General features: G+C 58.7%; 20 protein-coding genes and 1 tRNA gene. 10 read left to right on the forward strand and 11 right to left on the reverse strand.

Annotated features, from left to right (window positions below):
* Positions 1-23 precede the first annotated feature (23 nt).
* From FX984_RS29440 to FX984_RS29450, 3 genes are read left to right on the forward strand one after another with little or no spacing between them, the layout of a single operon-like run.
* Entirely contained in the window at positions 24-716 is a 693-nt protein-coding gene (locus FX984_RS29440; RefSeq protein WP_027605092.1) for an ABC transporter permease, read from the forward strand.
* Positions 716-1,405, forward strand: a complete 690-nt coding sequence (locus FX984_RS29445) for an ABC transporter permease (protein ID WP_027605093.1) — start codon at positions 716-718, stop codon at positions 1,403-1,405. Before FX984_RS29440 ends, FX984_RS29445 begins: the two co-directional genes overlap by 1 nt.
* On the forward strand, positions 1,386-2,573 hold the full coding sequence (locus tag FX984_RS29450; RefSeq protein ID WP_146476810.1) for a methyltransferase: 1,188 nt from the start codon (positions 1,386-1,388) through the stop codon (positions 2,571-2,573). The genes FX984_RS29445 and FX984_RS29450 overlap by 20 nt, the downstream gene beginning before the upstream one ends.
* 240 nt (positions 2,574-2,813) lie before the next feature.
* On the opposite strand, the gene bcsQ (FX984_RS29455) is transcribed toward FX984_RS29450, so the two are convergent.
* The 11 genes from bcsQ (FX984_RS29455) to FX984_RS29505 all read right to left on the reverse strand — a co-directional run bounded on the left by bcsQ (FX984_RS29455) (position 2,814) and on the right by FX984_RS29505 (position 19,364).
* Positions 2,814-3,743 (reverse strand): cellulose biosynthesis protein BcsQ, encoded by a 930-nt coding sequence (gene bcsQ / locus FX984_RS29455; protein WP_146476809.1) that lies wholly within the window; start codon positions 3,741-3,743, stop codon positions 2,814-2,816.
* A 175-nt stretch (positions 3,744-3,918) separates the two neighbouring features.
* Positions 3,919-5,043 carry an alginate O-acetyltransferase AlgX-related protein gene (locus FX984_RS29460; RefSeq protein ID WP_027605096.1) on the reverse strand — a complete coding sequence of 375 codons (1,125 nt, stop codon included), beginning with the start codon at positions 5,041-5,043 and terminating at the stop codon, positions 3,919-3,921.
* 12 nt (positions 5,044-5,055) lie between these two features.
* On the reverse strand, positions 5,056-6,471 hold the full coding sequence (locus tag FX984_RS29465; protein WP_027605097.1) for an MBOAT family O-acyltransferase: 1,416 nt from the start codon (positions 6,469-6,471) through the stop codon (positions 5,056-5,058).
* A gap of 17 nt (positions 6,472-6,488) precedes the next feature.
* Positions 6,489-7,154, reverse strand: a complete 666-nt coding sequence (locus FX984_RS29470) for a DUF4397 domain-containing protein (RefSeq protein WP_098480544.1) — start codon at positions 7,152-7,154, stop codon at positions 6,489-6,491.
* On the reverse strand, positions 7,154-7,819 hold the full coding sequence (locus FX984_RS29475; RefSeq protein ID WP_027605099.1) for an SGNH/GDSL hydrolase family protein: 666 nt from the start codon (positions 7,817-7,819) through the stop codon (positions 7,154-7,156). Before FX984_RS29475 ends, FX984_RS29470 begins: the two co-directional genes overlap by 1 nt.
* Positions 7,820-7,836: 17 nt before the next feature.
* A complete protein-coding gene (locus FX984_RS29480) occupies positions 7,837-11,676 on the reverse strand; it encodes a cellulose biosynthesis protein BcsC (protein ID WP_146476808.1) in 3,840 nt (1,279 codons plus the stop codon).
* A complete protein-coding gene (gene bcsZ, locus FX984_RS29485) occupies positions 11,658-12,854 on the reverse strand; it encodes a cellulose synthase complex periplasmic endoglucanase BcsZ (protein ID WP_027605101.1) in 1,197 nt (398 codons plus the stop codon). Before bcsZ ends, FX984_RS29480 begins: the two co-directional genes overlap by 19 nt.
* Positions 12,851-15,118 carry a cellulose biosynthesis cyclic di-GMP-binding regulatory protein BcsB gene (gene bcsB, locus FX984_RS29490; RefSeq protein ID WP_027605102.1) on the reverse strand — a complete coding sequence of 756 codons (2,268 nt, stop codon included), beginning with the start codon at positions 15,116-15,118 and terminating at the stop codon, positions 12,851-12,853. Before bcsB ends, bcsZ begins: the two co-directional genes overlap by 4 nt.
* Positions 15,115-17,334 carry a UDP-forming cellulose synthase catalytic subunit gene (gene bcsA, locus FX984_RS29495; protein ID WP_027605103.1) on the reverse strand — a complete coding sequence of 740 codons (2,220 nt, stop codon included), beginning with the start codon at positions 17,332-17,334 and terminating at the stop codon, positions 15,115-15,117. Before bcsA ends, bcsB begins: the two co-directional genes overlap by 4 nt.
* Positions 17,331-18,380, reverse strand: coding sequence for a cellulose biosynthesis protein BcsQ (gene bcsQ / locus FX984_RS29500; protein WP_027605104.1), 1,050 nt, complete (start codon positions 18,378-18,380; stop codon positions 17,331-17,333). The genes bcsA and bcsQ (FX984_RS29500) overlap by 4 nt, the downstream gene beginning before the upstream one ends.
* Positions 18,381-18,953: 573 nt before the next feature.
* Entirely contained in the window at positions 18,954-19,364 is a 411-nt protein-coding gene (locus tag FX984_RS29505) for a hypothetical protein (protein ID WP_146476807.1), read from the reverse strand.
* A gap of 188 nt (positions 19,365-19,552) precedes the next feature.
* On the opposite strand from FX984_RS29505, the gene FX984_RS29510 reads away from it, so the two are divergent.
* From FX984_RS29510 to FX984_RS29545, 7 genes are all read left to right on the forward strand, one after another.
* A tRNA-Thr gene (locus tag FX984_RS29510) sits at positions 19,553-19,628 on the forward strand.
* 172 nt (positions 19,629-19,800) lie between these two features.
* A complete protein-coding gene (locus tag FX984_RS29515) occupies positions 19,801-21,123 on the forward strand; it encodes a tyrosine-type recombinase/integrase (RefSeq protein ID WP_146476806.1) in 1,323 nt (440 codons plus the stop codon).
* A gap of 1,043 nt (positions 21,124-22,166) precedes the next feature.
* The gene (locus FX984_RS29525; RefSeq protein ID WP_146476805.1) at positions 22,167-22,973 is read left to right on the forward strand and encodes a metallophosphoesterase family protein; all 807 of its coding nucleotides are present in this window, start codon (positions 22,167-22,169) and stop codon (positions 22,971-22,973) included.
* Complete coding sequence (gene tmk, locus FX984_RS29530) at positions 22,970-23,617, forward strand: dTMP kinase (protein ID WP_146476804.1); 648 nt, start codon at positions 22,970-22,972, stop codon at positions 23,615-23,617. Before FX984_RS29525 ends, tmk begins: the two co-directional genes overlap by 4 nt.
* Positions 23,607-24,488: a hypothetical protein gene (locus tag FX984_RS29535; RefSeq protein ID WP_146476803.1), complete on the forward strand. Its 882-nt coding sequence runs from the start codon at positions 23,607-23,609 to the stop codon at positions 24,486-24,488. Before tmk ends, FX984_RS29535 begins: the two co-directional genes overlap by 11 nt.
* Positions 24,485-24,829: a MazG nucleotide pyrophosphohydrolase domain-containing protein gene (locus tag FX984_RS29540; protein WP_146476802.1), complete on the forward strand. Its 345-nt coding sequence runs from the start codon at positions 24,485-24,487 to the stop codon at positions 24,827-24,829. Before FX984_RS29535 ends, FX984_RS29540 begins: the two co-directional genes overlap by 4 nt.
* Positions 24,829-25,761, forward strand: coding sequence for a thymidylate synthase (locus FX984_RS29545; RefSeq protein ID WP_146476801.1), 933 nt, complete (start codon positions 24,829-24,831; stop codon positions 25,759-25,761). The genes FX984_RS29540 and FX984_RS29545 overlap by 1 nt, the downstream gene beginning before the upstream one ends.
* Positions 25,762-25,771: the final 10 nt, after the last annotated feature.

Below are 25,771 nucleotides of genomic sequence, written 5' to 3' on the forward strand. Positions count from 1 at the left end.
GCCTGCCGCGATATGAAGACACCATGAATTTCGATCTCTACGGATTCGGCCCGGCGCTCGCTGCCGGCGCGCTGATGACCGTCAAACTGGCCCTCACGGCGTTATGCCTGGGGCTGGTACTCGGCCTCGCCGGTGCCCTGGCCAAGACTTCCCCGTACAAGCCGTTGCAATGGCTGGGCGGTACTTACTCGACAATCGTTCGCGGTGTGCCGGAGCTGCTGTGGGTGCTGCTGATTTACTTCGGCACGATCAACGCCATGCGCTCACTGGGTGAGCTGCTCGACATTCCCGACCTGTCCCTCAGCGCCTTTGCCGCAGGCGTGATCGCCCTGGGCCTGTGTTTCGGCGCCTACGCCACGGAAGTGCTGCGTGGAGCGATCATCTCCATTCCCAAGGGCCACCGCGAAGCGGGTGTGGCGCTGGGCCTGTCGAAGTTTCGTATCTTTACCCGGTTGATCATGCCGCAGATGTGGCGCATCGCCCTGCCGGGCCTGGGCAATCTGTTCCTGATCCTGATGAAAGATACCGCGCTGGTCACGGTCATCGGCCTCGAAGAAATCATGCGCCATGCGCAGATCGCCGTGACCGTCACCAAACAGCCTTTCACCTTCTATATGGTCGCCGCGTTCATCTACCTGGGCCTGACATCGCTGTCGATGGTGGCCATGCACTTCCTGGAACAACGCGCCGCCCGCGGCTTCGTGAGGACGACGTAATGGAATGGGAAGTCATCATCAAGTGGCTGCCGAAGTTTATCCAGGGCGCCATCCTGACCCTGGAGCTGGTGAGCATCGCTGTGATCCTCGGCCTGATCCTGGCCATCCCCCTGGGTATCGCGCGCTCGTCCAGGCACCTGTCTGTGCGCGCCCTGCCTTACGCCTATATCTTTTTCTTTCGCGGCACGCCGCTGCTGGTGCAGTTGTTCCTGGTCTATTACGGCCTGGCCCAATTCGACAGCATCCGCTCAAGCTTCATGTGGAAGTACCTGCGCGATCCGTTCTGGTGTGCCACCGCCACCATGACGCTGCACACCGCCGCGTACATCGCCGAGATCCTGCGGGGCGCCATCCAGGCCATTCCGCCTGGGGAAATCGAAGCCGCCCGTGCGCTGGGCATGTCCAGGCCCAAGACGCTGTTCTACATCATCCTGCCCCGGGCCGCGCGCATCGGATTGCCGGCGTACAGCAACGAAGTGATCCTGATGCTCAAGGCCAGCTCGCTGGCGAGCACCGTGACCCTGCTGGAGCTGACCGGCATGGCCAGGACGATCATCGCGCGCAACTACCTGACGGTGGAGATGTTCTTCACCGCCGGCGTGTTCTACCTGCTGATCTCCTTCCTGCTGGTACGCGGCTTCAAGCTGCTGGAACGCTGGCTGCGCGTCGATGCCTGCCAGGGACGTTGAAGCCCGCTTCAAGGCGCTGGATGCGTTTCTGATCGAGCACCAAGGGCTGTGGCGACCACGGCCCTTTGTGCATCGGCAACTGACTTGGGAAACCGAGCATCCGCAACTGGCCCGATGGCTGCGTCAACGCTCGTTGTCCGACGCGGAAACCAGCCATAACCATCCCCACACCCTACCCGCGCCGGCGCCTTTTCCCTCACTGGCCCGCGAAGCCCTGCGCCTCAGTGCTGTGGATAAGTTACCGAAGCAGCCCCTGCAACCCGCGGCGCGCCGCCTGAATGTCGACGTACCCGGGCGCAAGTGGCAGCAAATCGAAGCCTTCGGCGCCGCGCTGCAGTTTGCGCAAACACCCCGGCATTGGCTGGACTGGTGCGCCGGCAAGGGCCACCTCGGCCGCCGCCTGCTGCACACCGGCCAGCAACTGACCTGCCTGGAATACGACCCGGCGCTGATCGCGGCAGGCCAGGCCTTGAGCGACCACCACGGCCTGCCCGTCACCCATCGCCTGCAAGATGTCATGGCAGACGTGGCCCTTGACCCCGAGCACACCCCCGTCGCCCTGCATGCCTGCGGCGACCTGCATGTGCGCCTGCTGCAACTGGCCAGTGCCGCCGGCTGCAAGCAACTGGCCGTAGCGCCGTGCTGCTACAACCGCATCCACGCGAGCGCCTACCAACCGCTGTCCGAAGCGGGCCGTGCTTCCACCTTGCAGCTGTCGGTCGACGACCTTGGCCTGCCCCTCAGCGAAACCGTTACGGCCGGCAAACGCGTGCGCCTGCAACGGGACATCTCCATGGCCCGCCGCCTGGGCTTCGATCAGTTACAACGCCAATTACGCCACTGCGACGAGTACCTGCCCACACCGTCCCTGCCCGCCGGTTGGCTGGACAAACCCTTCGCCGACTACTGCCAGGCGTTGGCCAGCCTCAAAGGGTTATCCACAGGTGAACAGGATTGGACGGCGCTGGAGGCGCACGGCTGGCAACGGTTGGCCGAGGTCAGGAACCTGGAGTTGCTGCGTGGGCTGTTTCGGCGCTCACTTGAGCTGTGGCTGGTCCTGGATCGGGCACTGTTTCTGGCCGAACGTGGCTACAGGGTCGAGGTGGGCACCTTTTGCGAAACCGCACTGACACCACGCAACTTGATGGTGCTTGCCGAGCGCGATTAAGGGGCAGAATTGTCGCACCCCAGCCTGTGGATAACTCTGTTGATGGAATCGTTACAAGGCCTGTGGTCATCTGCGCTACAGGCAAAAAGCCACGTTGTTCATTTTTTGTTCACAGAATAAAACGCACGTAAAACAGGCAGTTGCGGGGTGATGAGAATGGCTCCACAACCTGATCATTTCGCGACAGCCCAAACAACCAATTGTGCATAAGCATCTGGCGTCAAGGACATAAACCGGCATTTACAGTTGCTTTTTGCGGGCAATCAGCAGGCGGCAAAGCTCATTGATATCGTCACCGGCCAGGCTCAACGCCTGGCTGTCCAGCGGGTCGGCACCGAACGCCAGGGCTTCGCTGATCCCTACGTCGTGATGCACCTCAAACGGCTCTTTCGTCCCCAGGCGCTGCCGGAATGCCTCAACCATATCCAGGCTGAAGGCGCTGTCCTCATCCAACTGGTTAAGCACGTAGTGAACGTGCGGCGCCCGGTCGCGCCCAAGGTGCGGCGCCAGCAGCCCATCGAGTTGGTCCAGGGTTCCCAGGGACGCCGCGTCGGCCTGGGCGATCACCAGCACCACATCCGCCACGCTCACGGCTTGGTGGAAATAGACGCTGTTACCGGCGGGGGTATCGAGGATCACCGTGTGGCGGGCGTCCAGGCCCAAGGCGTACAGCCGCTGCGCCAGCCAGTACGGTTCATGTTTCAGCCAGCGCTGCAGGGTGTCCTGCTGCTGGATATCGGTGTCGCCAAAGGTAATGACGCGGCTGCCGACAAAACCAGGCTGCTGGATGTGTTTCCAATGCGCATTCTGCAGGCTGGCGAGGCCGATGCCCGGAGAGGTCGGAGCGACACCGAAGTGACGGCGCAAGGCGTTTTGCGGGTCCAGGTCCACCGCCACCACCGATTCGCCCAGGCGCTGCAAACCACTGCTCAACAGGGTGGCCAGGGTGCTGCGCCCCACGCCTCCGTTGACCGACACCAGCGCCACCACGCAAGGGCGCCGCTCGGCCTTCTCCATCAGCGCGGACTGTACAGTGGAATCCTGAGGGGGAAAGGGGGTGCCATCCTCCACGGGAATGCTGCCAAAAAAGTGCAGTCGCGAATTCAGGCCAAGGGGGTCACGGCTGACATCTTTGCCAAGCAGAGCAAGAAGACCGTCGGTAAAGCTCATAGCGCACCCTCCTCACGGCGAAGCTTAAAGACGTGAAAAGGTCAGCTGATACGACTGCTTACCGCAGGTCTTCTTATGGTCGCCCTTGTGCAGGCAGTCTGCTTCAAGCGCACAAAAGTGTCATTATTTTGATGGATAAGCCGTCTATTTTTTAGATAAACGGTAAAGCGTCAAATTACCGACCAATACTGATCGTGTCGTAGGGAGTCTGCAGATCCCGCTCTGGAATTTCCCAAATCAACAACTTCGGCGGGGTTTGCTTGAACGCCGGGCTGTCGAAGTACGCCTTGGCTGCGCCGGAGAACTCGCCGCCGTCCTTGCTGAAATTGCCCACGGGAGCGTTCAGGGCTTTCTGCAGGAAGCCGACAAAGTTGGAATTGCGCGAGAACGAAGTCCCGATCAGTGCCACATTGGGCAACCCGGCGTCGCCGAACAGGTCATCAGTGTTGCTGGTGGCGCCACCCGCTTCGTGGGCGGAGCTGGCCGCGACCGATTCCCCCGGGGGCTGCAACTTCGGCGGTAACCAGTCGAGACCGGCCAGGCGCACCAGATCACCGGGGCGCACGGCAAGCGGTGCCTGGGTGATCTCAAAGGTTTGCTCGGGCGTAGCCTTGATCTCACGTTGCTGGATGCGTTTTGCCAGCGCCTGGGCGCCGGCGTTGGAGCCGATTTCGCTCCAGTGGGTGTCGGTGCGCAGGTATGCCTCGGGCCCGAGGGGTTTTAAGGTATCGGTGAGGTCCAGCGCGGACACGCCAGCGGCCTGCAAAGTGGCCGTCCAGTCCTGAATCCGGCTGTTGAGCACTGCCGGTCGGTACACGCCACACAGCTGGGCAACCGCAATGCGGCTCTTGTCCGGTACCACCACCACTTGCAGCTCGATACCTTTTTCACCCAGTTGCCGCTGCAGGTCGATCACGGCCTGGGCCTTGGTCTGTGCGTTGGCTTGGGCGTGGCGGTTGATGCGCAGTTCATCGCTGATAAACAGCCAGCCCGGGCAACCCGGCCGCACGCGTGGGCCGGTGTCGCCGAACGCCAGCCAGCTTGCGCCACGTTCCAGGTTGGCCGCCTGGATCGCCATCGGCGCCTTGGCCAGTTCCTTGGCGAAACGGTGGGTCAACTCACCGTGCAGCAGCATGTCGCTGTCGACCTTGGCGGGCAAGAAGCTGATCGGCCCCTTCACCATCAGCCAGGCACAGGACAGCAGCCCCGCCGCCAGGAAGGGTACCAGCACCCAGGCCGCCAGGGGGCTGGTGCGAACAGCCAAGTCGCTCGGAGGAGTCGGCGCGGTAGGAGCGGGCATGGTCGGGCGTCCTTAGAACTGAAAGTACAGAAACGGTACGGCGTCGCGGCTGGCGATCAGCGCGAACGACAACACAAACCCGGCCACCGGCCACAACGAAGCGGCCACCACAAACCAGGGCTGGGTACCGAAACGCTGCTCGCAACGCACCTGCCAGATCGGCGCAATGATGCACACCAGGCCCAGTAACGCCGCCATGCCGTGGGCCGGGCGCATGGCCACGGCCATGGCGTCACCCAAGGCCACGCCATGCATACCGAACTGGCCGGCGTACATGGTCAGTGCCGAATGGAAGTCCGGCGCGCGGAACAAGGTCCAGGCCAGGCACACAAACAGTAACGTCAGGATGTGCGACAGCACCGGCGGAATGCGCGGCAGGCTCGACCGCGACCAGGCGCGATCCACACACAGCGCGATACCATGCGCCGCCCCCCACAACAGGTAGTTCCAACTGTCGCCGCCGTGCCACAACCCGGCGATCGCCATGGTCAGGAACAGGTTGCGATAGGTACGCCACACGCCGTCGCGGTTACCGCCCAGGGCGATATACAGGTAGTCGCGCAACCAGCTGGACAACGACAAGTGCCAACGACGCCAGAAGTCCTGGATGCTGCTGGCCAGGTACGGGCGGTTGAAGTTTTCCGGGAAGTGAAAGCCCAGCATCAGGCCCAGGCCGATGGCCATGGCGCTGTAGCCGGCGAAGTCGAAGAACAGTTGCAGCGAATAGGCCAGGCAACCGATCCACGCATCCACCAGGCTCGGGTTTTCCAGGTGGAAGGCAATGTCCACCAACGGCGACAAGGTGTCCGCCACCAGCACTTTCATGCCCATGCCGATCATGAAGCGCCGCGCACCGAGGGAGAAATTCGGCCAGTTGAAATAACGCTGGTTCAGCTCACGGCGAACCCAGTCATAACGGATGATCGGGCCTGCAATCGAGTGGCCGAACATCGAAATGTACGTGGCGTAATTGATGAAGCTGCGTTCCACCGGCACCGTATGACGGTGCACGTCCACCAGGTAGGAAATCGCCTGCAGCACGATAAATGACAAGCCGGCCGGCAAGGCCACGCGCTGCCAATCCAGCGGCATGGCGCCGTACCAGGTGATCACCTCGCTCACGGTACCGGCGACGATGTTGGCGTACTTGTACCAACACAGCACCGCCGTGTTGAACACAATCAACGCGATCAACAGGCGCACCCGGCCTTTGCCGTCCTCACGGGAACGGTCCACCAGCAGGCCGCCGACCCATGCCACCACGGTCAACACCATGTGCAGGAACAGGAACAACGGGCTCAGCCAGCCGTAGAACAACCAGCTGCCGATCAACAGGATGACGTTGCGCCAGCTCGGACGAGCCAGGGCATAGATCAACAGGAAGGCCGGCAGGAACAGCGTGAGGAATTCGAGTGAGGCAAAGACCATGGTGGTGTCGGGCCCGATCAGTTAGCGAGTGCGTCGGAAGCGAACAGCAACTTCGAACCTGCAGCCGAAGGGACGGCCAGCACGCTATAGCGCTCACCCGCCTTGAGGGTGAACGTCAGCGGCTGCCCCACCGGAGCACCGGCGCACTTGAGCTGCACCGACAATTCCAGCGGGTTGATCATGCGGCGTTGCAACGAACCTTCGGCCACCTTCTTGAACAGCTCGGCCTTTTGGGCCACGGCTTCCAGGCTGGCGTCGGCGCAGGCGGCATCGGCGTTGATAAAGGCCAGGGAAGCCTTGAGCGCGTTGAAGTCGTCCGGTTGCTCACGCACCACCAACTGGCGCGTGGCGCCCTGGGCGTCGACCAACGCGACCACGGTGGCGAATTCGCCGGGGGCCACGGTCACCGACAGGTCGACGTTTTTGCCGTCGCGGCTCAACACGCCCTTGATCGGCTTGTCACCCCCCACCACCGGCAGGAAGGCCGACACGGCTTTATCCCCGCTCAACACCAGGCTGGCCTTGGAACCGTCCGCCACCAGCTTCAACTCACCGGGAGTGCCGTTGGCAAAACGCAGGAACGCTGCGTCTTGCTCCGGGCCGGTGGGGTACAACGGGATGTCGGCGCTGTAGGCGCTGACACTGGCGAGCAAGGTCGCCAGGCCCAGGGTCATGCGTTTCATTATTTGCTTCCTTTACCGTAGGCCGATGGCGGCAGGTCGCCCAGGGCCGTACCAATGGCCTTGGCCCATTTCTGGTAGCCGTCGATGGTGAAGTGCTGGCCGTCAGTGGTGATCCACTCGCCCGGCTTGGAGAAGGTCAGCGAATCGATGTAGGTGCACGGCGCCACGTTACTGGCCAGGAAGGCCGACATCAGCTTGGTGCGGGTGTCGTCCTTCTTGTACTGGGAACCGACCTTGCCCCACGGCGGACCGACCCACACGCACTTGGTGCCGGTGTCGGTGATCGCCTTGGTCAGCGAGGTCACGCTTTTCCAGGCCCAGGCCTTGGGGAACACCGGGTTGGTGTACGAGCCCATGGTGTCGCCGATGATCAGCACGACAACGTCGGGTTTGTCCTTGGCGATCAGTTCCTGGATCGGCGTGGTGCTCATGGCGTTCTTGCCGTAGATCACCGCTTTGCCGGTGGGCAGGCGCTCGCCGCCACACTCGACTTTTTTCGGTACGACCCAATCCGCCGCACCAGCACCGCAGGCACCGATGGAATGAACCACCGCGCCTTGCTTGGTCAGGTTGTCTTGCAGCGGGTTGAGCAACGAATCGGGAAAGCTCATATGACTTTCGCCAAGTACCAGCATGGTTAGGCCGGCAATCGCAGAAACAGGCATGAATGACTCCGATTTAATCAGTTGGAATAAGGGGAACGGTACGGGCTGACCGGCAAAGGCATAGGTCCGCTCAGGTCTTCGAACAAGTAGCGCAGATAAGCATTACCCGCGTACTGGCGGTAATCCTGGGCGTTATCGAGTCCGATTTCACCCCCCAGGTAGAACCGCGAGCTGAGACGGTATTCGGCCGCCGCGTTGAAGCTATAGCCGACGCCGGTTTTGCTGGTGCTCTCGTACTTGGGATTATTCCTGGACGCTTGCAGCGTACTTTCGCCAGGGAAGAAATCCGCCCCATCTTGCGCGATATGCTGCAGGCCTACCGAACTTTTTACCTGGTAACTGAAGCGATCAAAGCTTTGTGCCCAACGAATCGGCACGCCCAGGGAGAAGAAGCGCTGCGGGCTGAAGTAACCACCGTTGCCGTAGGTGTAGAAGTCCTGGTTTTCCTTGAAGGTCATCGCCGAGCCGCTGATGCCCAGGGTCAACGTGTCCCGCTGGTTGTTGCGCAGGTACCAGTAGATGCCGCTGCCCAGTTCCAGGCGGGTGTTGTCTTCGACGTTATTGCCCAGCAATTCATGCAGCGACGCGTAGCCGTAGACGCCCAGCTTCTGGTTGTCATAGCTCAGCTCACCACGGCCGCCGTTGGCGGTGACGCCGCCCCATTTGTTGCCATCGCCGTCTTCGGAACCCGCGAAGGAAGTGACACTGTCGGTGACCGGACGCCGGGAAATATTGGCGCCATAGCGGAAGTTCGAATTGGCCTCGAACGGACGCGAGACACTCACGCCACCCACCAGGGTGTTGTAGAGGAAGCCCAGCGGGCTGACCCCGACGTCGGCCTTGAGACCTTCATCCGGATTCTCGAACGCGACGGCCAAGCCAACACCGGTGTCGCTCTGGGAGCCCGCCGGTGTGGTGGTGCCTTTGCCGAAACGCGACAACGCATCGCTGCCCACGCTGCCCGCACTCAAGTGCACCGGCGTGACGCGCAACGCTATGGTGTTATCGCCCACCGGCATGCGCGCTTCGAACGGCGCTTCCACATCGGTGATCTTGCTCAAGCCTTTCTCGCCGTTATTGCTGCGCACGCTCAAGCCCTGCACCACATACCCGGTACGGTCACGCAGGATGGTATCCAGCGCACGCCGTGCCGGGCTCAGCTCGGGGCTGTCGATGGAGGCGATGGTCGACGGCGGCACAAACGGGTCGCTCAGGTCGTTGGACGTCGCGCTGGCAAACGCGCTGGACGTGACGGTCTTGGTCGGTGCATCGATCGGCGGCGGCACGGCGCCGGCGACAGTCAGGTCGGTGACCTGGCGGCGCTGGCCCGGCAAGCCCACGAAGGGGTTAGACGATTTGCCCTGAGGTTCGGCCTGGGCCACCTGGGTCCTGGCCTTCATCGCGGTTTCAATCGCCAGGGCCTTGCGCAGCAGTTCAGCGGCTTCGCTGTTCTTGCCCAGGCCCTGATAGATGCGTGCCGCCGAAGTGAGGATCTCCGGGTTGCCCGGTTCGAGCGCCAGGGCCTTGTCGCTGGCCGATTGCGCCAGGCTGCGGTCGTTGCCTTTCAGGGCGATGTCCGCCAGACCCAATTGCAGGCGCGCATTGTTCGGGTTCTGCTGGATCAACGGCGTGTACAGCTCCATGGCCTTCTTGCCATTGCCGCTGGCCGCGTACATGCGCGCCAGGGCACCGACACCCAATGCGTCATTCGGGCGCTGGGCCAGGGCCGGGGAAAGCATGTCGTAGGCCGCCACCAGGTCGTTCTTCTCGCGCAGGGCGTCGGCCTGCTTGACCCGGTACAGGTAGATCAAATCGTCATAGCGCTGGCGACCGATCTCGGTCAACGGCTGGTCTTGCACTTCGCGCAGGATCTCGCCCGCCTCGCTGTACTTGTTGGCCTTGAGCAGTACGTTGGCGTACAGCAGTTTCTGGTCGACAGTCGGGTTGGGGTTGTTCTCCACCACCTTCTGCATCATGTCCAGGCCGAACTGCGGGGCGCCCACTTCAACATAAGCAGCAGCCAGCACCGCCACGCGCTCAGGTTTTTGCCGGGTCAGCGACTCGGAACGACCAAGCAGCGCCAGGGCTTCCGGACGCTGGCCACGACGCGCCGTTTCGATGGCGATGTCCGTCTGCTGATGCAGGGCGATATCGATCGCCAGCTCGTTCATGTCCGCCGTGCGCTGGGCGGTTGGGATGCGCCCGAGGGTGGCCTCGGCTTGTTTCCACTCGCTCAATTCAGCCGACAACAGGGTGCTGGTGTACAGCGCATCCGGTTGGTTGGGCTGGGTCTTGAGCAGGCCGTCGATCAGGGCACGCGCATTGCGGATCTGACCGTCGCGCAGGTACATGCGCGCCAGGGCAAAGCGGGTCCAGGGGTTTTCCGGGTCGGCGTCGAGGGCCTGGCGGTAGGCGGCTTGCGCGGCCTTCAGGTCACCGCGCTGCTCGGCCAGTTTGCCGACCTGGGTAGCGCGCAGCGCGTTGATTTTCACGCTCGGCGCAAACTTGGCGCGCTGGGCCGGCGACACCGAGTCGATCAGCTTCAGGGCTTCATCCGGCTGGCCGGATTGGGACAATACGTTGATCAAACCGCTGAGCGCATCCGGGTCGCCAGGGTGACGGGCCAACACCTTGCGGTAGCCGGCTTCGGCAACGTCGAACTGGTTGTCCTGGGCCTGGAAACCGGCCAAGGCGATTGCCGCACCCGGTTGGCCCGGGTTCAGGCGCTCGGCCTGGGCCACCAGGTCGCGGGCCTGGGCACCGCGGCCGGCGCGCTGGGCGTCACGGCTCTGGCTGATCAGGTTCCAGTAACGCACGTCGTTCAGGGCCGACTGCCACGCGGCGCCACCGGGCAAGCGCGTGGCCTGCACCAGGTAGTTTTCCGCATCGCTGAAACGCTCTTGCTGTTGACGCAACACGCCCATGCCACCAAGGGCATCGACGTCATTGGATTTTTGCGCAAGGCGCGCCGTGAGCAGTGGCTCGGCGGTTTTCAAGTCGCCGTCGTCCAGGGCCTTGAACGCCTTGGTCATCTGCGGATCACGCTGCCAGGCACCGCCGCCCCTGCCTTGGGCGATGCCCTTGTCCATGAGCGCGCGGATCTCGGTGTCATCCGGGTGCACGGTGAGAAATTGCTGGAACAGCGACACCTGGTCCGGCTTCGGTGGGCCGAGCCAGACCAGCGCAAAGCGCCAGGTTTCATCGGCGTTGCCGCCCACATCGTTGTTCGAGGCCAGCTTGGCCAACGCACGGATACCGTCCGGCCGGGTTGCCGGGTTGCGTGCCAGGTGCTTGGCCAGGAACAGCGCAACGATCGGATCGTTGGGCCGCTCACGGGTCAGGCGCTGCAGGCCGGCAATGGCCTCATTGGTGCCCTTGGCGGTAAAACCCAGGGTGTTGTAGTACTCACGGGCAATCAGGCCCTGGGGCTGGCGGCCCTGGAAAATCTGACGGTACAAGGCCACGGCCTTTTCGCGCTCGTCTTCGGGCTCACCCAATTCACGCGCCTGCTCCAGCAGCTTGGCATTTTCCGGCATGTTGACGGTGATGTCCTGCTCCAGCTGCAACGCCTGGCGCGGCACCGGGCTCAGCGCTTGCAGTCGGGCCAGGTACTTTTGCGCCTCGGCCGGGTGGTTCTGCTGCATCTGGATCAGGCCGATGCCATAAAGCGCGTCCGGCTGCTCGGGGCTCAGGTTAAGCAGTTTCTGCCAGGTCTCCAGGGCCCGCTCGGGGTTTTTCTTCGCCTGCCAGTAGTAGCCCTGCTCGATCAGCAGGGACTGCGGGTCGCTGGTTTCAGCGAAGCTGGCGGTCGAGGCCAGGGCGGCGAGAATCGCAATGGCTAGCGTGTGACGGCGCATGCTGCCTCCCAGGAAAGTTTGACCGTACCGTCTTGTTCAAAACGGTACTTCTGATCGGAAAAGCCTTGGCTGAACAGGCTGAGCATGTAGTCGTAGTAGATCGGCTGCGCGCTGTCCGGCGCCGAGGGCGCCAGGGCTTTGTTAAGCGCGTCGTCGACCTTGGCCTTTTGCAGTTGTGCCAGGGCGGTTTCGCCACGGGCCTGGAAGAAGGCAATGGTCGACGCCGAGAAGCCGATCGGCGAATAGCCGTTGTTCTTCTCGACTTCGCCGGTGGTGACGTGGATTTTCTCCGGCGGAAAGCCGGTGGCCGCCGCAGCCGTCGCCCGGGACATGCCCCCCAGGGACTTGAGCATGCCCGCCGCGAGTGGATCGGCCTTGGCGGTCATGCCGGCCCACATGTAGGTGCGGATCGCGTCGTAGCTGCCCAGGTCATCGGAGAACGGGTCGACCACAAACAGCCCGGTGTTGGCACTGGTCGCACGGTAACCGACCCAGTTGGCCGCCAGGCCATGGGGGTTGCTGGCGGTGTCGGCGAGCATCCGCGCGTTGCTTTCGGCCACTTCGTTCCAGCCGGCATTCGGCCGCTCTTTATGAAAGCGACGTAGCTGCGCCAGCACCTGGTAGCTCGGGTTGAACCGCCACAGACCACCGGCATGGGCGTAACCCACCGGCCCCGGCAACAGCATCTTGCCCAGGCCCGGCACACGCACGATCAGGTTGCGTTCCACATTGGCCAGCACCAATTGCGCATCGGCGCGGTATTGCGGTGCATTCCACACGCGGGCCGCTTCAAGCAGGGCGTAGGCCATCCACAAATCCGCGTCGCTGGCAGAGTTGGGGTCGATCACGCCCCAGGTGTTGTCAGGCTTTTTGCCCCACAACCAACCTGGCAGGTTCTGGCCGATATCGGCCCCCGACATGTTGGCCTTGGTCCAGGTCCACAGCTTGTCGAAGCTGCCACGGTCGTTGCCGACCAGGGCGAAGAACATCGCGTAGGACTGCCCTTCCGAGCTGCTCTCGGTAGGTTTCATGGAGGAGTTGAGCACGCGGCCGTCGTCCTGCACGAAGCGCTTGGCATAGTTCTGCCACAACGGCCAGTCGCAGCTCTGTGCCTGCGCCACACCAGCACACATCAGCGAGCCCAGCGCTATCAGGGCCATGCTACGCAGCGGGCTCATGCCAACCGCCGTTTTGCACGGGCACGCAGCGACAGGTAGATCAGCGACGTGACCACCGCCAGGCTGAGGAAGGTGATCAACAGCATCCACCCCAGGTGCTGGGACAGTTGCCACTGCATGAACTTGAAGTAGTTGAGCTTGCCGACGTAGTACTGCTCGTCCGCCACCAGCGAGCTGATCTGCGTGCCTTGCACCACCGCCAGGCTGCCCTGGATCGAATCTTTGTAGTCGTCGCCGCCGATCAGGGCGGAGGTAGCTTCCAGCAGGCCTTGCGGCTGGTTGCTGGCGATCAGTACCACGCTGCGCCCGGACTTGAGCGGCGATTGGAAACCGGCCAGCCAGGTGCTGCTGCTCAAGCTGTTGAAGGTGATCCCGGTATTGGCCTTGTGGATATTGGCCGCCGGATCGGGGCTGACCCAGCTGCGCACATAACGCGGCAGGTCCGACAACAGGAACTGATGCTGCGCGCCATCGCTGGTCGCCGGCAGGTACTGCTGCCACTGCTTGAGCAGCGGTTGGTTGGCGGCGGTGGCGAGCACCAGCAGGTCCTTGTCGGCGACGCTTTGCACATCTTTGGCCTGTACCACTTTCACCGCAGTCGCCGGGTAACCGGTGGCTTCGCCGAAGCGGCCGAGCACGGTCAGGTAAGCGGTGATTTCATCGGTGCCGAAGTTGTCCGGCATGACCACGGCGGATTCCGACAGGTCGGCCAGGCGCGTGAACGGGAAACCGGAGTCGTTGAACACACCCAGGTTAGGCATGGCGATGTAGTGCTGGTAACCGGTGACATCGAGGGTCGAGTCCGGATCGACGGAACCGCGCATGTTGTCGACGATAATGTCGCGGCATTCGCCTTCCTTGATGTAGTCGTACATAAAGCGCAGCTGCAGCTTGGACTTGGGCGATGCCGAGCTGATCGGCAACAGGGTCGTCACTTCACGGGGCAGGCTTTCGTCTTTCTTCAACTGGTCGAGCAGGGTTTGACCGCCGCCCAGGTTGGTCACCGACGGCAGCGCCACGGACTTCATGAACTGGTCATTCAGACCGATCAGCAGCGCGGAATTGGTCGACACCTGCTGGGGGGTGTAACGGTATTTGAGGTGCAGCGGCACGCCTTCTTCGCGCCAGTTGAACAGGTCAGGCGGCAGGCGCATGTCGACGCTGATGGCGCCGGGATTGTAGCCCGACACACTGAGTTTCTGCTGCTCGACCAACTCACCGAGGCGCACCGGGCGGTTGCTCGGCAGCCAGTTCGGGGCGTCATAGGGACGGCGCGGCGCGAGGGCTTCGAGCTTGGTGATGACCACGCTGTTGCCGGCCAATACCGGGCTACCCAGCACCACGGCGGTGGCGGCGCGCTTGAGCTCTTGCGCGTCACGGCCGGTGACGATCAGCAGCTTGCCATTGGCGTCGGTGGGGTTGGCGATCAGGGTCAACGTCGGGCCGGTCGGCTTGGCGATGGCGACACCGTGCACATCCATGGCTTCGGCGGTTTGCACCAGCACGATGGCATTGCCCTTGGCCGGCAGCTCGCCGAGGGTGGTCGGGAAGGTCGCGCCACGGTAGCTGGCGAGGCCGCCGATCCAAGACGACAACGCACCGGCCGCTTCCAGGGCGGCACTGTCCGGCGCGGTGGCGAACACGAACGGCAGGCTCACCCGGCGCGCGTCACGCTTATCGAAGAATGGCAGCGGCAGCACGGCCAGGTCGTCCTTGAGGACGATCGGCTCGACCTGCACTTTCAGCTCACTGCTGTTGCTGATCTTGGCCCACAGGCTGCTGTGCAACGGGTCTTCGCAGGACATGGTGTAGTGACCGATGAACTGCAGGCTCAAGCGGTTGAATTCGGTGATCAACTTCGGCGGGATCTGCACCAGTTGTTCCTGCTGAGTGCCGGCCCCCTCTTTGGGCAACGCCAGGCTGGCGGCTACTTCGCCGTTGACCAGCACGTTGATCTGCGACAGGTCCGCCAGCAACGCCGGCGAGTAGCTGTACTTGAGCAACAGTTGCGCGCCCTTGACCACTTCGTCGGCACGAATGTCGAAGTTGACGCTGTCGGAAGACTCCACCCCTTGCAGGTTCATGGTGTCGCGACGCCCCAATTGCTTGAGGGTCAGGCTGTAGCCGTTGTCGGTGCTTTGCACGGGCACGGTGGTCACCGCTTGCTCGGCAGCTTGCGCCAGGGTGTTGAAACCCATCAGCGAGGCGATCATCAGCGCGAGTGCACGGCGCGGATGAGGGCGAGCGAAAATCTTCGAGGTCATGGCTTGTCCATCAGCGTATCAAGCGGTTTTTTGGGGGTGCGGCTCAAGGCCAGACGCAGTTCGTGTAGGGTGGCGCGGCCGAGGGTGAACAGGCCGCCGATGCCGATGGAACTGACTTCGCGCAGGGCCGCCAGCGGCGTATCCGGTTGGCCGGCGCCCCAGCTCGCGGCCCAGGTGTCGGCGCGGGAGAAGGTCAGGCGTACCAATTCGCTTTGCTGGCGCAGGCTGAGGGGTTCGAACTGGGCGCCGATCTGCGCCCCTTTGCTGAACACCACGCGCGCATCGAACAGGCTGTCCTGGCCGTTGCGCGAAAGCACCAGTTGCACGCGCTCGCCCTGGGTGATCGAGTGACCATCGGTGAGCATCAGGCCGAAGCCGTTCTGCGAGAAATCCTGGGTAGTGCCATCCAGCACACGGCCGTCGGCACAGATAATGCTCACCGGTAGCTTGGCGCTGACGCGCGGCTCTGAACGCACCTGGCGCGCCTCCGAGGCCACGGCTACGGCGGCGCTGGTGATGATCAGGTTGTAGAGGGTCCAGGTCAGGTTGATCGCCACCGTCACGGCCGTGGACGCATCGCCCCAGATCAACTGATGGATACCAAAGCCCAGGCCGACCAGGTTCACGGCCAACAGCACCAGGTAAGGGCGCGCCAGCTTCCAGTCGAAGAACTGCTTGTCGATGATGCCGCCCTTGTCGGTGACATTGAAGCCACCGGCCTTGGGGTTGACCAGCGCCACCAGCACCGGCGGCAGGATGTACCAGGCCAGTACGGTCTCGTACACCTCGTTCCAGAACGAGTGCCGGAAACGGCCCTGGATGCGTGAGTTGGTCAGGCTTGAATGCACCAGGTGCGGCAGTACATACGCCACGATCATCAGCGCCGAGGCATGGAAAATCTCCGCGCCAAAGACCAAATAGGCCAGCGGCGCGGTGAGGAATACCAAACGCGGCAAACCATAAAAGAAGTGCAACATAGCGTTGGCGTAGCAGATGCGCTGGCCCCACTTGAGGCCCTTGCCCAGCAGCGGGTTGTCGGTGCGGAAGATCTGCGCCATGCCCCGCGCCCAGCGAATCCGCTGGTTGATGTGGCGCGACAGGCTTTCCGTGGCCAGGCCCGCGGCTTGCGGGATCGCCAGGTACGCCGTGTTGTAGCCCAGGCGGTTGAGCTTGAGCGCGGTGTGGGCGTCTTCGGTCACGGTCTCGACGGCCACTCCGCCGATTGCCAGCAGCGGCTCACGGCGAATCACCGCACACGAGCCGCAGAAGAAGGTGGCGTTCCACAGGTCGTTGCCGTCCTGCACCAGGCCGTAGAACAACTCGCCCTCGTTGGGCACGGCGCGGAAGGTGTCGAGGTTCTTTTCGAACGGGTCCGGCGAGAAGAAGAAGTGCGGCGTTTGCAGCATCGCCAGCTTCGGATCCTTGAGGAACCAGCCCAGGCTGACTTGCAGGAAGGAGCGCGTCGGCACGTGGTCGGCGTCGAACAGCGCGATGTATTCGCCGTCGGTGACCTTCAACGCTTCGTTGAGATTGCCGGCCTTGGCGTGGAAGTTGTTGTCGCGACGGATGTAGTTGACCCCGACCTTGCGGCAGAACTCGCGAAAGTCATCACGGCGGCCGTCATCGAGCACGTGCACGCGCAGCTTGTCCTTGGGCCAGTCCATCGCCTGGGCGGCGAAGATGGTCAGCTTTACGATGCTCAACGCTTCGTTATAGGTGGGGATGAACACATCCACCGTCGGCCATTCTTCCGGCTCGGTCTTGAGCCACACCGGAGTGCGACGCAGCGGCCAGGCGGTTTGTACGTAGCCGAAGATCAGCACGATCAGGGCGTAGAACTCGGCGGCGACCAGGCCGTAGCCGAAGAACATGTCGAGCCAGGTTTCAAAGCCCAGGGTGGAGGTGAGTCGCCAGAACATGTAGCGCAGCGAGGCCACCAGCGACAACACCACCAGCGCAAGGATTGCCAGGCGCCCCGGGATCCTGCGCAGCACCAGCACCGCCATGAAGCACACAGCGGCAAACAGGCATTGGCTGTAGAGGTCCAGCGGCGCACTGATAACGCCAAAAAACAGCAGGGCACCGAGCACGCAACTGGCAAATACCAGCACCGTACGTAGCGCCGCAGGCCAGCGATTGAAGCGCGCGATGGCGCCATTCAGGCGCTGTTCAGCGCGCCCTTCGACGAAGGGCGTGGAGGACGTATTGTCGGTCATGGAAGGTCCGAGTCGATGCGTTCGAGCAAGGCGCGGCACAGGGCGTGGACGTCCTGGCAGCCGATACTGTTGACGGTAGGGTCGAGGGGATCACGCCCGTAGGCCTGGGCTTCGCTGAACGCCAGGTCGCGGTGTACCGTGCCCAGCAGGGCACTGCCGAGGCGCGTCTTGAACACCTCGGCCATGTCCAGGCTGAAGCGGTGGGCGGCGTCCAACTGGTTGATCACATAAAAGCGTTGTGGCGGTTTTGCGCGTTGCAGGTATGGCGCCAGCACGCTGTCCATCTGCTCCAGGGTGCTGAACGACGCCACATCCGACTGCACCACCACCAGCACCGCGTCGGCGACCGACATGGCTTGACGGAGGTACACGGTGTTGCCGGCCGGTACGTCGATGATGACCGTGTCCTGGCCGTTCAGCTTAAGGCTGGCCAAACGCTTGCCAAGCCACTCCGGATCCTGGCCCAGCCAGCGATTCAAGCTCTGCTGCTGCTCGTGGTCAGTGCCACCGAACGCCACCAGGCGGCAACCGCCAAAGCCGTGCTCAGGCAGGGCTTCCCAGCTTTCGTTAAGCAAGCTGGTGGCGCCGACGCCGGGGAAGTCGAGGCCCAGGCACAAGTGGTGACGCAGGGCGTTTTGCGGGTCCAGGTCGAGGGCAAGCGCCGGGTGCCCCTGGCGCTGCAAGCCACTGGCAATTGCAGCAGACAAGGTGCTACGGCCGACGCCCCCTTTAACCGAAACCACCACCACCACTTTCGGCGTGGACTGCTCCGAATACACCTCGCCTTGCGTGCCCGGTACCACTTCGGACCGTGGCAGGTGGTCGGCGGCGCCATGGTTCAGCTCTTCGAGCAAACGCAACAACGGGGCCGATGGGGCTTCGTCCAAGAGAGCTGCCACTGCAGGCGGGGGAGCAACAACCTCCGGGCTTTCCAGGACCTCTACTTCGTCCTCGATAAACTCATGGATAAAGTCGATTTCGCGGTAGCCATTCGGGTTGGCACCCAGCTTGTTGAATAGTTTTGAAATGTCATCTGCTCGACTCACTCACTGCCCCTCCCCACCTGGTTTGCGCTTTAAAGGCGATAAAAAGGTCAGCGAAGAGCTGACCTTGTATTTTTATAGTTATGTGTTGGCCGAGGCATTCTGTGATATCACATTGATGGTGTCAGTATTTTGATGCTTTTAGCTCGATCTTATCCGACGAACGGCCTGGCGCCATTTTTATGACTATTTCGCCGAAAAAAATGCATTCCTTGTAAGAACATGAACTTGCACTGATTTATCGTGATTTTTGTTGGCCTGCTGGTCAAAAACGGCACAAATCTGACATACCCACAAACAAATAATCCATTGCCTCAAATCTGTCTCGAAAATTTGCCTACACGATTTTGCGATTAAACCTACTATTCATATCGCGCGACAGAATACGCAAACCGCAGCTGGATTCAAGGCAAAACCCACCCGGCGGTCGCCCGCGACGTCTATGCACAACTAAGCAAAACCCACGCCGCTGGACACTTCCTCGACCCTCAATGACCCCACCCATTGAACCAAGAGGATACCCAGCACGAGCGCAAACGCGTTGACCATCGTCAGCCTGCGGGCATTGGCTCAGGCTTATTGATGAACCCGCCGCTCGGTGAATTCATAATCACCCTGGCAATCACTGGTAGGGGCCGCTGCCATGCTCACGTAATGCACGGTGTCCGGATCCACCAGCTTATAGGCGTACACATCCGGCGAACGCACCCCATCGGTGCGCAACTCGTTCTTACCGTCGGCCGCCGACCACGAACCCTGCTCGGTCTGAATCACCTGCGTCTGCTGCGCATCGCGAAAGAAGGTAATGGTGAAACGGCCATCGGCCTTGAGGTGGTTGGTCCACGACAGGAACTGACAGTTGCCGGTTTCCGAACGCAGGCCTTTCCAGGTACCGACCAGCGCGGGGTCGTTGCCGGGCTTGGTAGTGGAGCACGCGCTGAGAGCGGCGGCGAGGAGGATGAGGCACAGGGAGAGAATCCGTTTCACGTGGGGCTTCCTTAGGCAGGGATGAACTCAAGATCGCACCGGCCAGGCCGCCCGGCGGCGAGAGAAGAATCCTACCCGTGCTTGCCGGAAAAAGGGGCGTTCGTGAAAAAAGCTCGGGTTCTGCAAAAATAGTCAGAATTCAGGGGTTTACAGAACGTTGCCAATCGCTATAATCGTCGCCCTAACACGCCGGTATAGCTCAGTTGGTAGAGCAACTGACTTGTAATCAGTAGGTCCCGGGTTCGACTCCTGGTGCCGGCACCATACAAGGTTCCAGAGAAGGCTTTCAAAATCTCTGGAATCCCCGAAAAACCCGCCTTTTGGCGGGTTTTTTCGTTTTGGCGTTCCATCGGTTTCCGTCAGAAACTGGTGGATTCCAACCGTTTTAAGGGTAGAGTTTGGGATACAGGTCACTTCGATAAAAGGGAGTACCCTTATGTCGCGCACCACAGCTCCGCTCTCCGACGCAGCTTGCCGCTTGGCAAAACCTACAGACCGCGCCTACAAGCTTTTCGACGGCGATGGCCTCTATCTCCTAGTCCAACCCAATGGCCGCAAAGGCTGGCGGCTCCGTTACGTCAAACCTGACGGACGGGAAGGACTGACCTCGTTCGGCAACTACCCCGTCATTGGCCTCGCCGATGCGCGCCGCAAGCGCTTGGAGGTCAAGCGAATGCTGGCGGATGGCATTGATCCCATAGAGACCAAACACCAAGCCAAGGCGGAAGCCGTTATCAAAGGCAGAACCTTTGAAAGCGTTGCGCTGGACTGGCACACAGCAATGTCAGCCAAGTGGGCACCAGGCCACTCCAAGACTGTGATGAGCCGCCTCAAAACCCACGTGCTCCCGCTGATCGGCGCCCGCGCCATTGTCGACCTCGACACCCATGACCTCATGCAGCCCTTAGAGGCGATCAAGAAGCGCGGAACGATAGACGTTGCTTTAAGGGTACAAAACTACCTGCAGAGCATCATGCGTGAGGCAAAACGCCTCCGGCTTATCACTGCAAACCCTGCTTACGACCTCGAAGGCTCGATCAAAGCCCCGCGGGTAGTACATCGCCCCGCTCTACCCTTATCGCGACTGCCAGAGCTACAGGAGCGGATCGACACCTATAAAGGCCGAGCACTTACCCGTCTGATGGTGATGCTGTCGCTTCATGTGTTTGTACGCTCCAGCGAGCTGCGCTTCGCCCGCTGGAGCGAGTTCGACCTCAAGCGCGGCACCTGGGAGATACCCGACACGCGACCAGCGTTGGAAGGTGTACCCTTTTCTACAAGGGGTACGAAGATGGCAGGCGATATCCATCTTGTACCCTTATCGCCGCAAGCGGTCGCCCTGCTTGAGCAGATCCACACAATCACAGGAAAATTTGACTTGGTGTTCGCAGGTGATGCCAAACCCTGGAAGCCCATGTCCGAAAATACCGTGAACAACGCGCTACGGACGATGGGATACGACACCAAAACCGATATCTGCGGGCATGGGTTTCGTTCGATGGCCTGCAGCGCACTGATCGAGTCAGGATTGTGGTCGGAGACAGCCATTGAACGGCAGATGAGCCACAAGGAGCGCAACAACGTCCGCGCCGCTTACATCCACAAGGCCGAGTTCATCGAGGAGCGCAGGCTGATCATGAACTGGTGGAGCCGGTACCTGGAGGCCAACCGGCAGGAACATGTCACTCCACACGAATTCGCGAACCAGACCGGAGCGAACGTCACTCGCCTAAAAGCAAAACGTGGCGCAACTGAGTAAGCGCTCGGTCTTCATATCTCAGCGATCCGCTTGTCCACGCGGGTCCATCCAAACAGGGCTGCAAAGCCGCCCTTCTTGGATGGACCTCACTTAAAAAATCTAAAGCCCACACAACTGTCTGTGGAAAACCACTGATTTCCACCGGTGGATAATTTCATCCACAGCCGCAGAACTCCTGAAAATTGGAGTCTTGACCCGAATTATCCACAGGCGTAGAAAAGATCGGGCAAAGCGCTGTCGTCGACAGCAACCCAGGTAGCCAGAACCTTTAAGGCTACGCCACACGGTGGTGGTTCTCCCAAAGTGCGATTAGCGTCCGGCGGCTCGCACGGTCACAGCAATGTGATGGAGGCCTACTTTTACCAGTGTGCCCACTGCGGCAACTCATCCCCTTTCATAGCTGCCCTGCAGCAACCTATCCGCTTGGCCATTCCCGTGCGCCAACCTGCGCCCGTCTCTTTCTTCCGGAAAGAGACGGGCGCTCCTACCGCTGCTGCAGCCCAACTCGTACAAGGCTTTGCGGCATTCCCCCTCGTGACAATCGGCGTGACAAACACCGAAGTCACCAGCAACAGCGATGCAGATGATGGTGCCGCAGCCCACGGAATGGACTGCACCTGACTGACAGTCAGGCACGCCCCGGTCATCGCTTCACTGCCTTCACCTGACTCAAGATCTCGCGGCGCCGGTCTCGTCAGCCAGTGCAGCCTCCACCCGCCCACCGGTATCGGTGCTCAGGAGGCCAGATCATGAGATGCCCTTGCTCCCGGTCGTAAGGAGCCGCCAGTCCCGCGTCAGTGGACACCCTCACAGGTCGCAGGGGCCTTGATCCCTGATAACACTCAGCATTTTTGGCGGGAAGACGTGGGGACAGTTTTGAGATCTCGTAACAGACAGCGAAATATGATGGTTTCAGTTGGAGGGCCGGGTGGTCTTGACTGAGCAGTGTTTAGGGAGGACTAGTTAGGAAAAATTGATACACTGCTCCACTTGAGCAGTGAACCTGCATTAAACCAAAAAACAATCTCAATTGATAAAAATTTATGCCAACTAAAATAATCCACATATCGGACACACATTTCGGCGATCCGTCTCCAACATTTGACAGAGGATCTATAAAAAGAGCATTGATTAAGCAAATCAATGAAATAGATGAGGAGAAAATACTAGTCATTAGCGGAGACATAACCTACAAAGCCTCTCAGCAAGGCTATAGAGATGCAGAAAGGTTTTTTAGCGAAGTAATAGACAGCTGCAAAATCTCAAGATCCAATATAGTCGCCTGCCCAGGCAACCACGACATTGCAAGTGACGGAGAACCATTTAAAGAATTTGATCGCTTTATTTACACCTTAAGGCGAGACAACGCCATAGAATTTGCAAACAATAGCTCAGTTCTACTCACTATCCAAGATACATGTTTTTTGCTTGTGAATTCTGCGTCTCATTTAGATCATCGTTATGGAAACATTCCAGACTCTACATTTTCTTTACTAGACAAAGAGATATCTACACTTAAGCACTGCAGCCGAAGAGTCGCGATTACACATCATCACTTAATCGGGCAAGAGCTTAATGACACCTCAACCACTCGTAATGCTTACCGATTCCTTTATAACCTTGACCAAGCAAGCTTCAACTATGTTCTACATGGGCATCAGCACTCGAAATTAGACTTAGTTGTTGGACAGAATAAAATAAGAATTTTATCCGCTAGATCTATGAGCTATCATGGGAGAGGCTACAGTAACGGGATCACGATAATTGACCTCGAATCAGGCACAGCCACTCCAGTGATTTGGACCCCTGACGAGGTTCCTGGATTATTAACAACAGGTGTAATCAAGTGAAAGGCAAATTTATTGTATTCGAAGGTATTGATGGGTCGGGGACTTCGACTCAATCACAATTACTATATAAATATTTTTCTGGAAAAGAGAAAAAGCCTCATCTGACTTGCGAACCGTCAAACGGGCCAATTGGGGATTTGATTAGACAGATTTTCAAAGGCCGCGTAAGCATGCCTAAGGGTCAGAACCCTTTGGTACCGACAGCCGATCTTTTTGATGAGCAGATGGCATATCTATTCGCCGCCGATCGGCACGACCACCTTTTCAATTCTGTCGATGGCGTTATCAGCCTGGTGAATAAAGGCTACATTGTAATTTCCACAAGGTATTTCTTTTCATCTTACGCCTACCATTGCACAACTGAAAGCGACGCGCATTTTGTAAAAACACTCAACGACAGATTCCCCAACCCTGACTTGGTTATTTATCTGGACAACCCAGCCGCCGTATCGGTTTCAAGGATAGATGAGAGAGTATTCAAAGATGAATACGAGAATAGCGGAAAACTCATTAAGGCCAAAGAGAATTACGATTCATTCTTCAAAAGCTACCAGGGTGATCTGCTTATTTTAAACGCAACCGATAAAGTCGAAAGTATTCACAGAAAAATTGTCGAGCACGTGGAGAGAACAATTGATAATTGAAGCAACCCAAGTAGCTTCACTAGAAGACATTGCCCGAAATGCAGAGCAGGAAGTGAGCGAGAACTTTTCGCTTAACTATGTATCTTCACACATTATCAGCATGGCAGACCTCAAGAACAAGCCACTCGCCGACGTTACTGAAGAGGCAACTCGCTGGGCTGCTCGCGAAAAACCTGTTGAGCTACAGATCAATCATGGGGAGCACATTAAAGACGGACTCGACCATATAATTCACGAACTTAAACACAAGAACACCAGCAACAGGGCTCTATTTTCATTAATTGCACAAGAACACATTTCAGGTACCGGCGATAGGCCTATACCTTCATTTATGATAATGCAGTGTAACATTCACGAAAACACTCTCTACTGCACCTCTTACTTTAGAGCCCTTGAAGTATCCAAGTTCTTTAGAATTAATCTAGAAGAACTACGCCTAAAAATATGCGAAATTCACAAAGCCATTAGAACCTTTGAAAGAGTCAATATTACAGTATTTGCATTTAGAGCATACATAAACCGAACTATTAACACACTAACTGTGCCAGAGATCGATAGAGTCCACCCGATTGATCTCTACACTACTTTACTCGAAAACAAGAGCAAAGTAGCCGACATGCTAAGGGAAAAAAGCTTGCCGTCGACGGTCATCGAAACCGCATCGATCCGAAACTTAATTATCTGTATTAATAAAGACCCCTTTAAGTCTGTCAATAAGAGAGCAATGACTCTTGACGCTGAAAAGGCTATCCACATTGCAGACGAGCTCTCAAAATTGAGGGAGCGCGATTCACACCACCCTGACATTGAAAATCTAAATAAAGAGTTTCAAAGCAAGTTAAATAGTATTGCAGAGGAGCTTGAAAGATGAGCAAATCACTTGCGGAACTGAAGGAAATTCAAAAAAAATTTGACTTGGGACACGAAGGAGCAAAGCAACCATTTTATATTGAGATCACTGAAAATAATATCTCAGACCTTGAACACCTGGCAGTGTGCCTAGCGGGAGAAGTCGGTGAGTTTTGCAATGCCTTGAAGAAAGTCACCCGTGGTGATTTTGGCTGGAATCAAGCAAAGTTGGAATTGAGCGAAGAGCTGGCAGATGTATTCATTTACCTAATAAAAATCTCTAACCAAGCTGACATTGACATTGAAAATGCCGTATTGAATAAGATTGAAAAAAACAAACTTCGCTTCAGGACCTCCTCATAATGCACGTATTCTCCGGAGAGAGCATTAACAGCGTCTACCTATCCGCACTAAAGTCTTTTAGCGCAAACAAACGACAGGTATCCGACTCAAGAGTGGGCCAAGTGTTTGATTTAGGGCCTGCATATTTTGAATTCACAAACCCTAGAGATCAATTCCTGACATTAAGGAATAGAAACTATAACCCTTACTTCGCCATAATAGAGGCAGCATGGATACTCAATGGAGACAACAATCTTGACGGACTAAATAAAATCATCCAAGGTTACAATAAGTATTCAGACGACGGTCATTCATTAAACGGTGCATATGGCTATAGAATAAGAAAGTATTTCGGGAGGGATCAGATGGATTCAGTCATTAGACTGCTGTCCACCGAACAAAACTCGAGACGGGCCGTAATTACGCTGTACAGCCCAGACGACCTTGAAAACAATACATCCCGTGACATTCCGTGCAACATTTCAATTTGCTTTAAAATCCGTAACAAGCACCTCGACATGACAGTTATGAACCGCTCTAACGACGTGTTTTTAGGAATCCCTTATAATGCCTTTGTTTTCAACATAATACAACGCTATATCGCTAGGGAGTTAGGCTTGCCTTTAGGAGTCCAGCGACACTTCACTGACTCACTGCACTTATATAAGCGAGACTTCGTGCGTGTAGATGAGATCTTACAAACCAACTCCCAAGATGAAATAGATTCCTGGAGGAAAGCTCCTACCGCCGATTACATTTTTGAAAGCATAATTGAAGAATCCCAAAAAATATCAACCCATAATATAGATCAATTAGAATCAGATGCCATCAGAAACATTTTGAGCAATTATTGGAACCTTAAGAACGGCGGCTCAAAACTTGATTTTATTGATAAATTACCTTATGATAATTTCGGAATAAGCAGTAAACTTTGGGCCGAATCCAAAAAGTAACTATATATCA

The sequence above is a fragment of the Pseudomonas marginalis genome (assembly GCF_008692035.1).
Classification (GTDB): Bacteria; Pseudomonadota; Gammaproteobacteria; order Pseudomonadales; family Pseudomonadaceae; genus Aquipseudomonas; species Aquipseudomonas marginalis.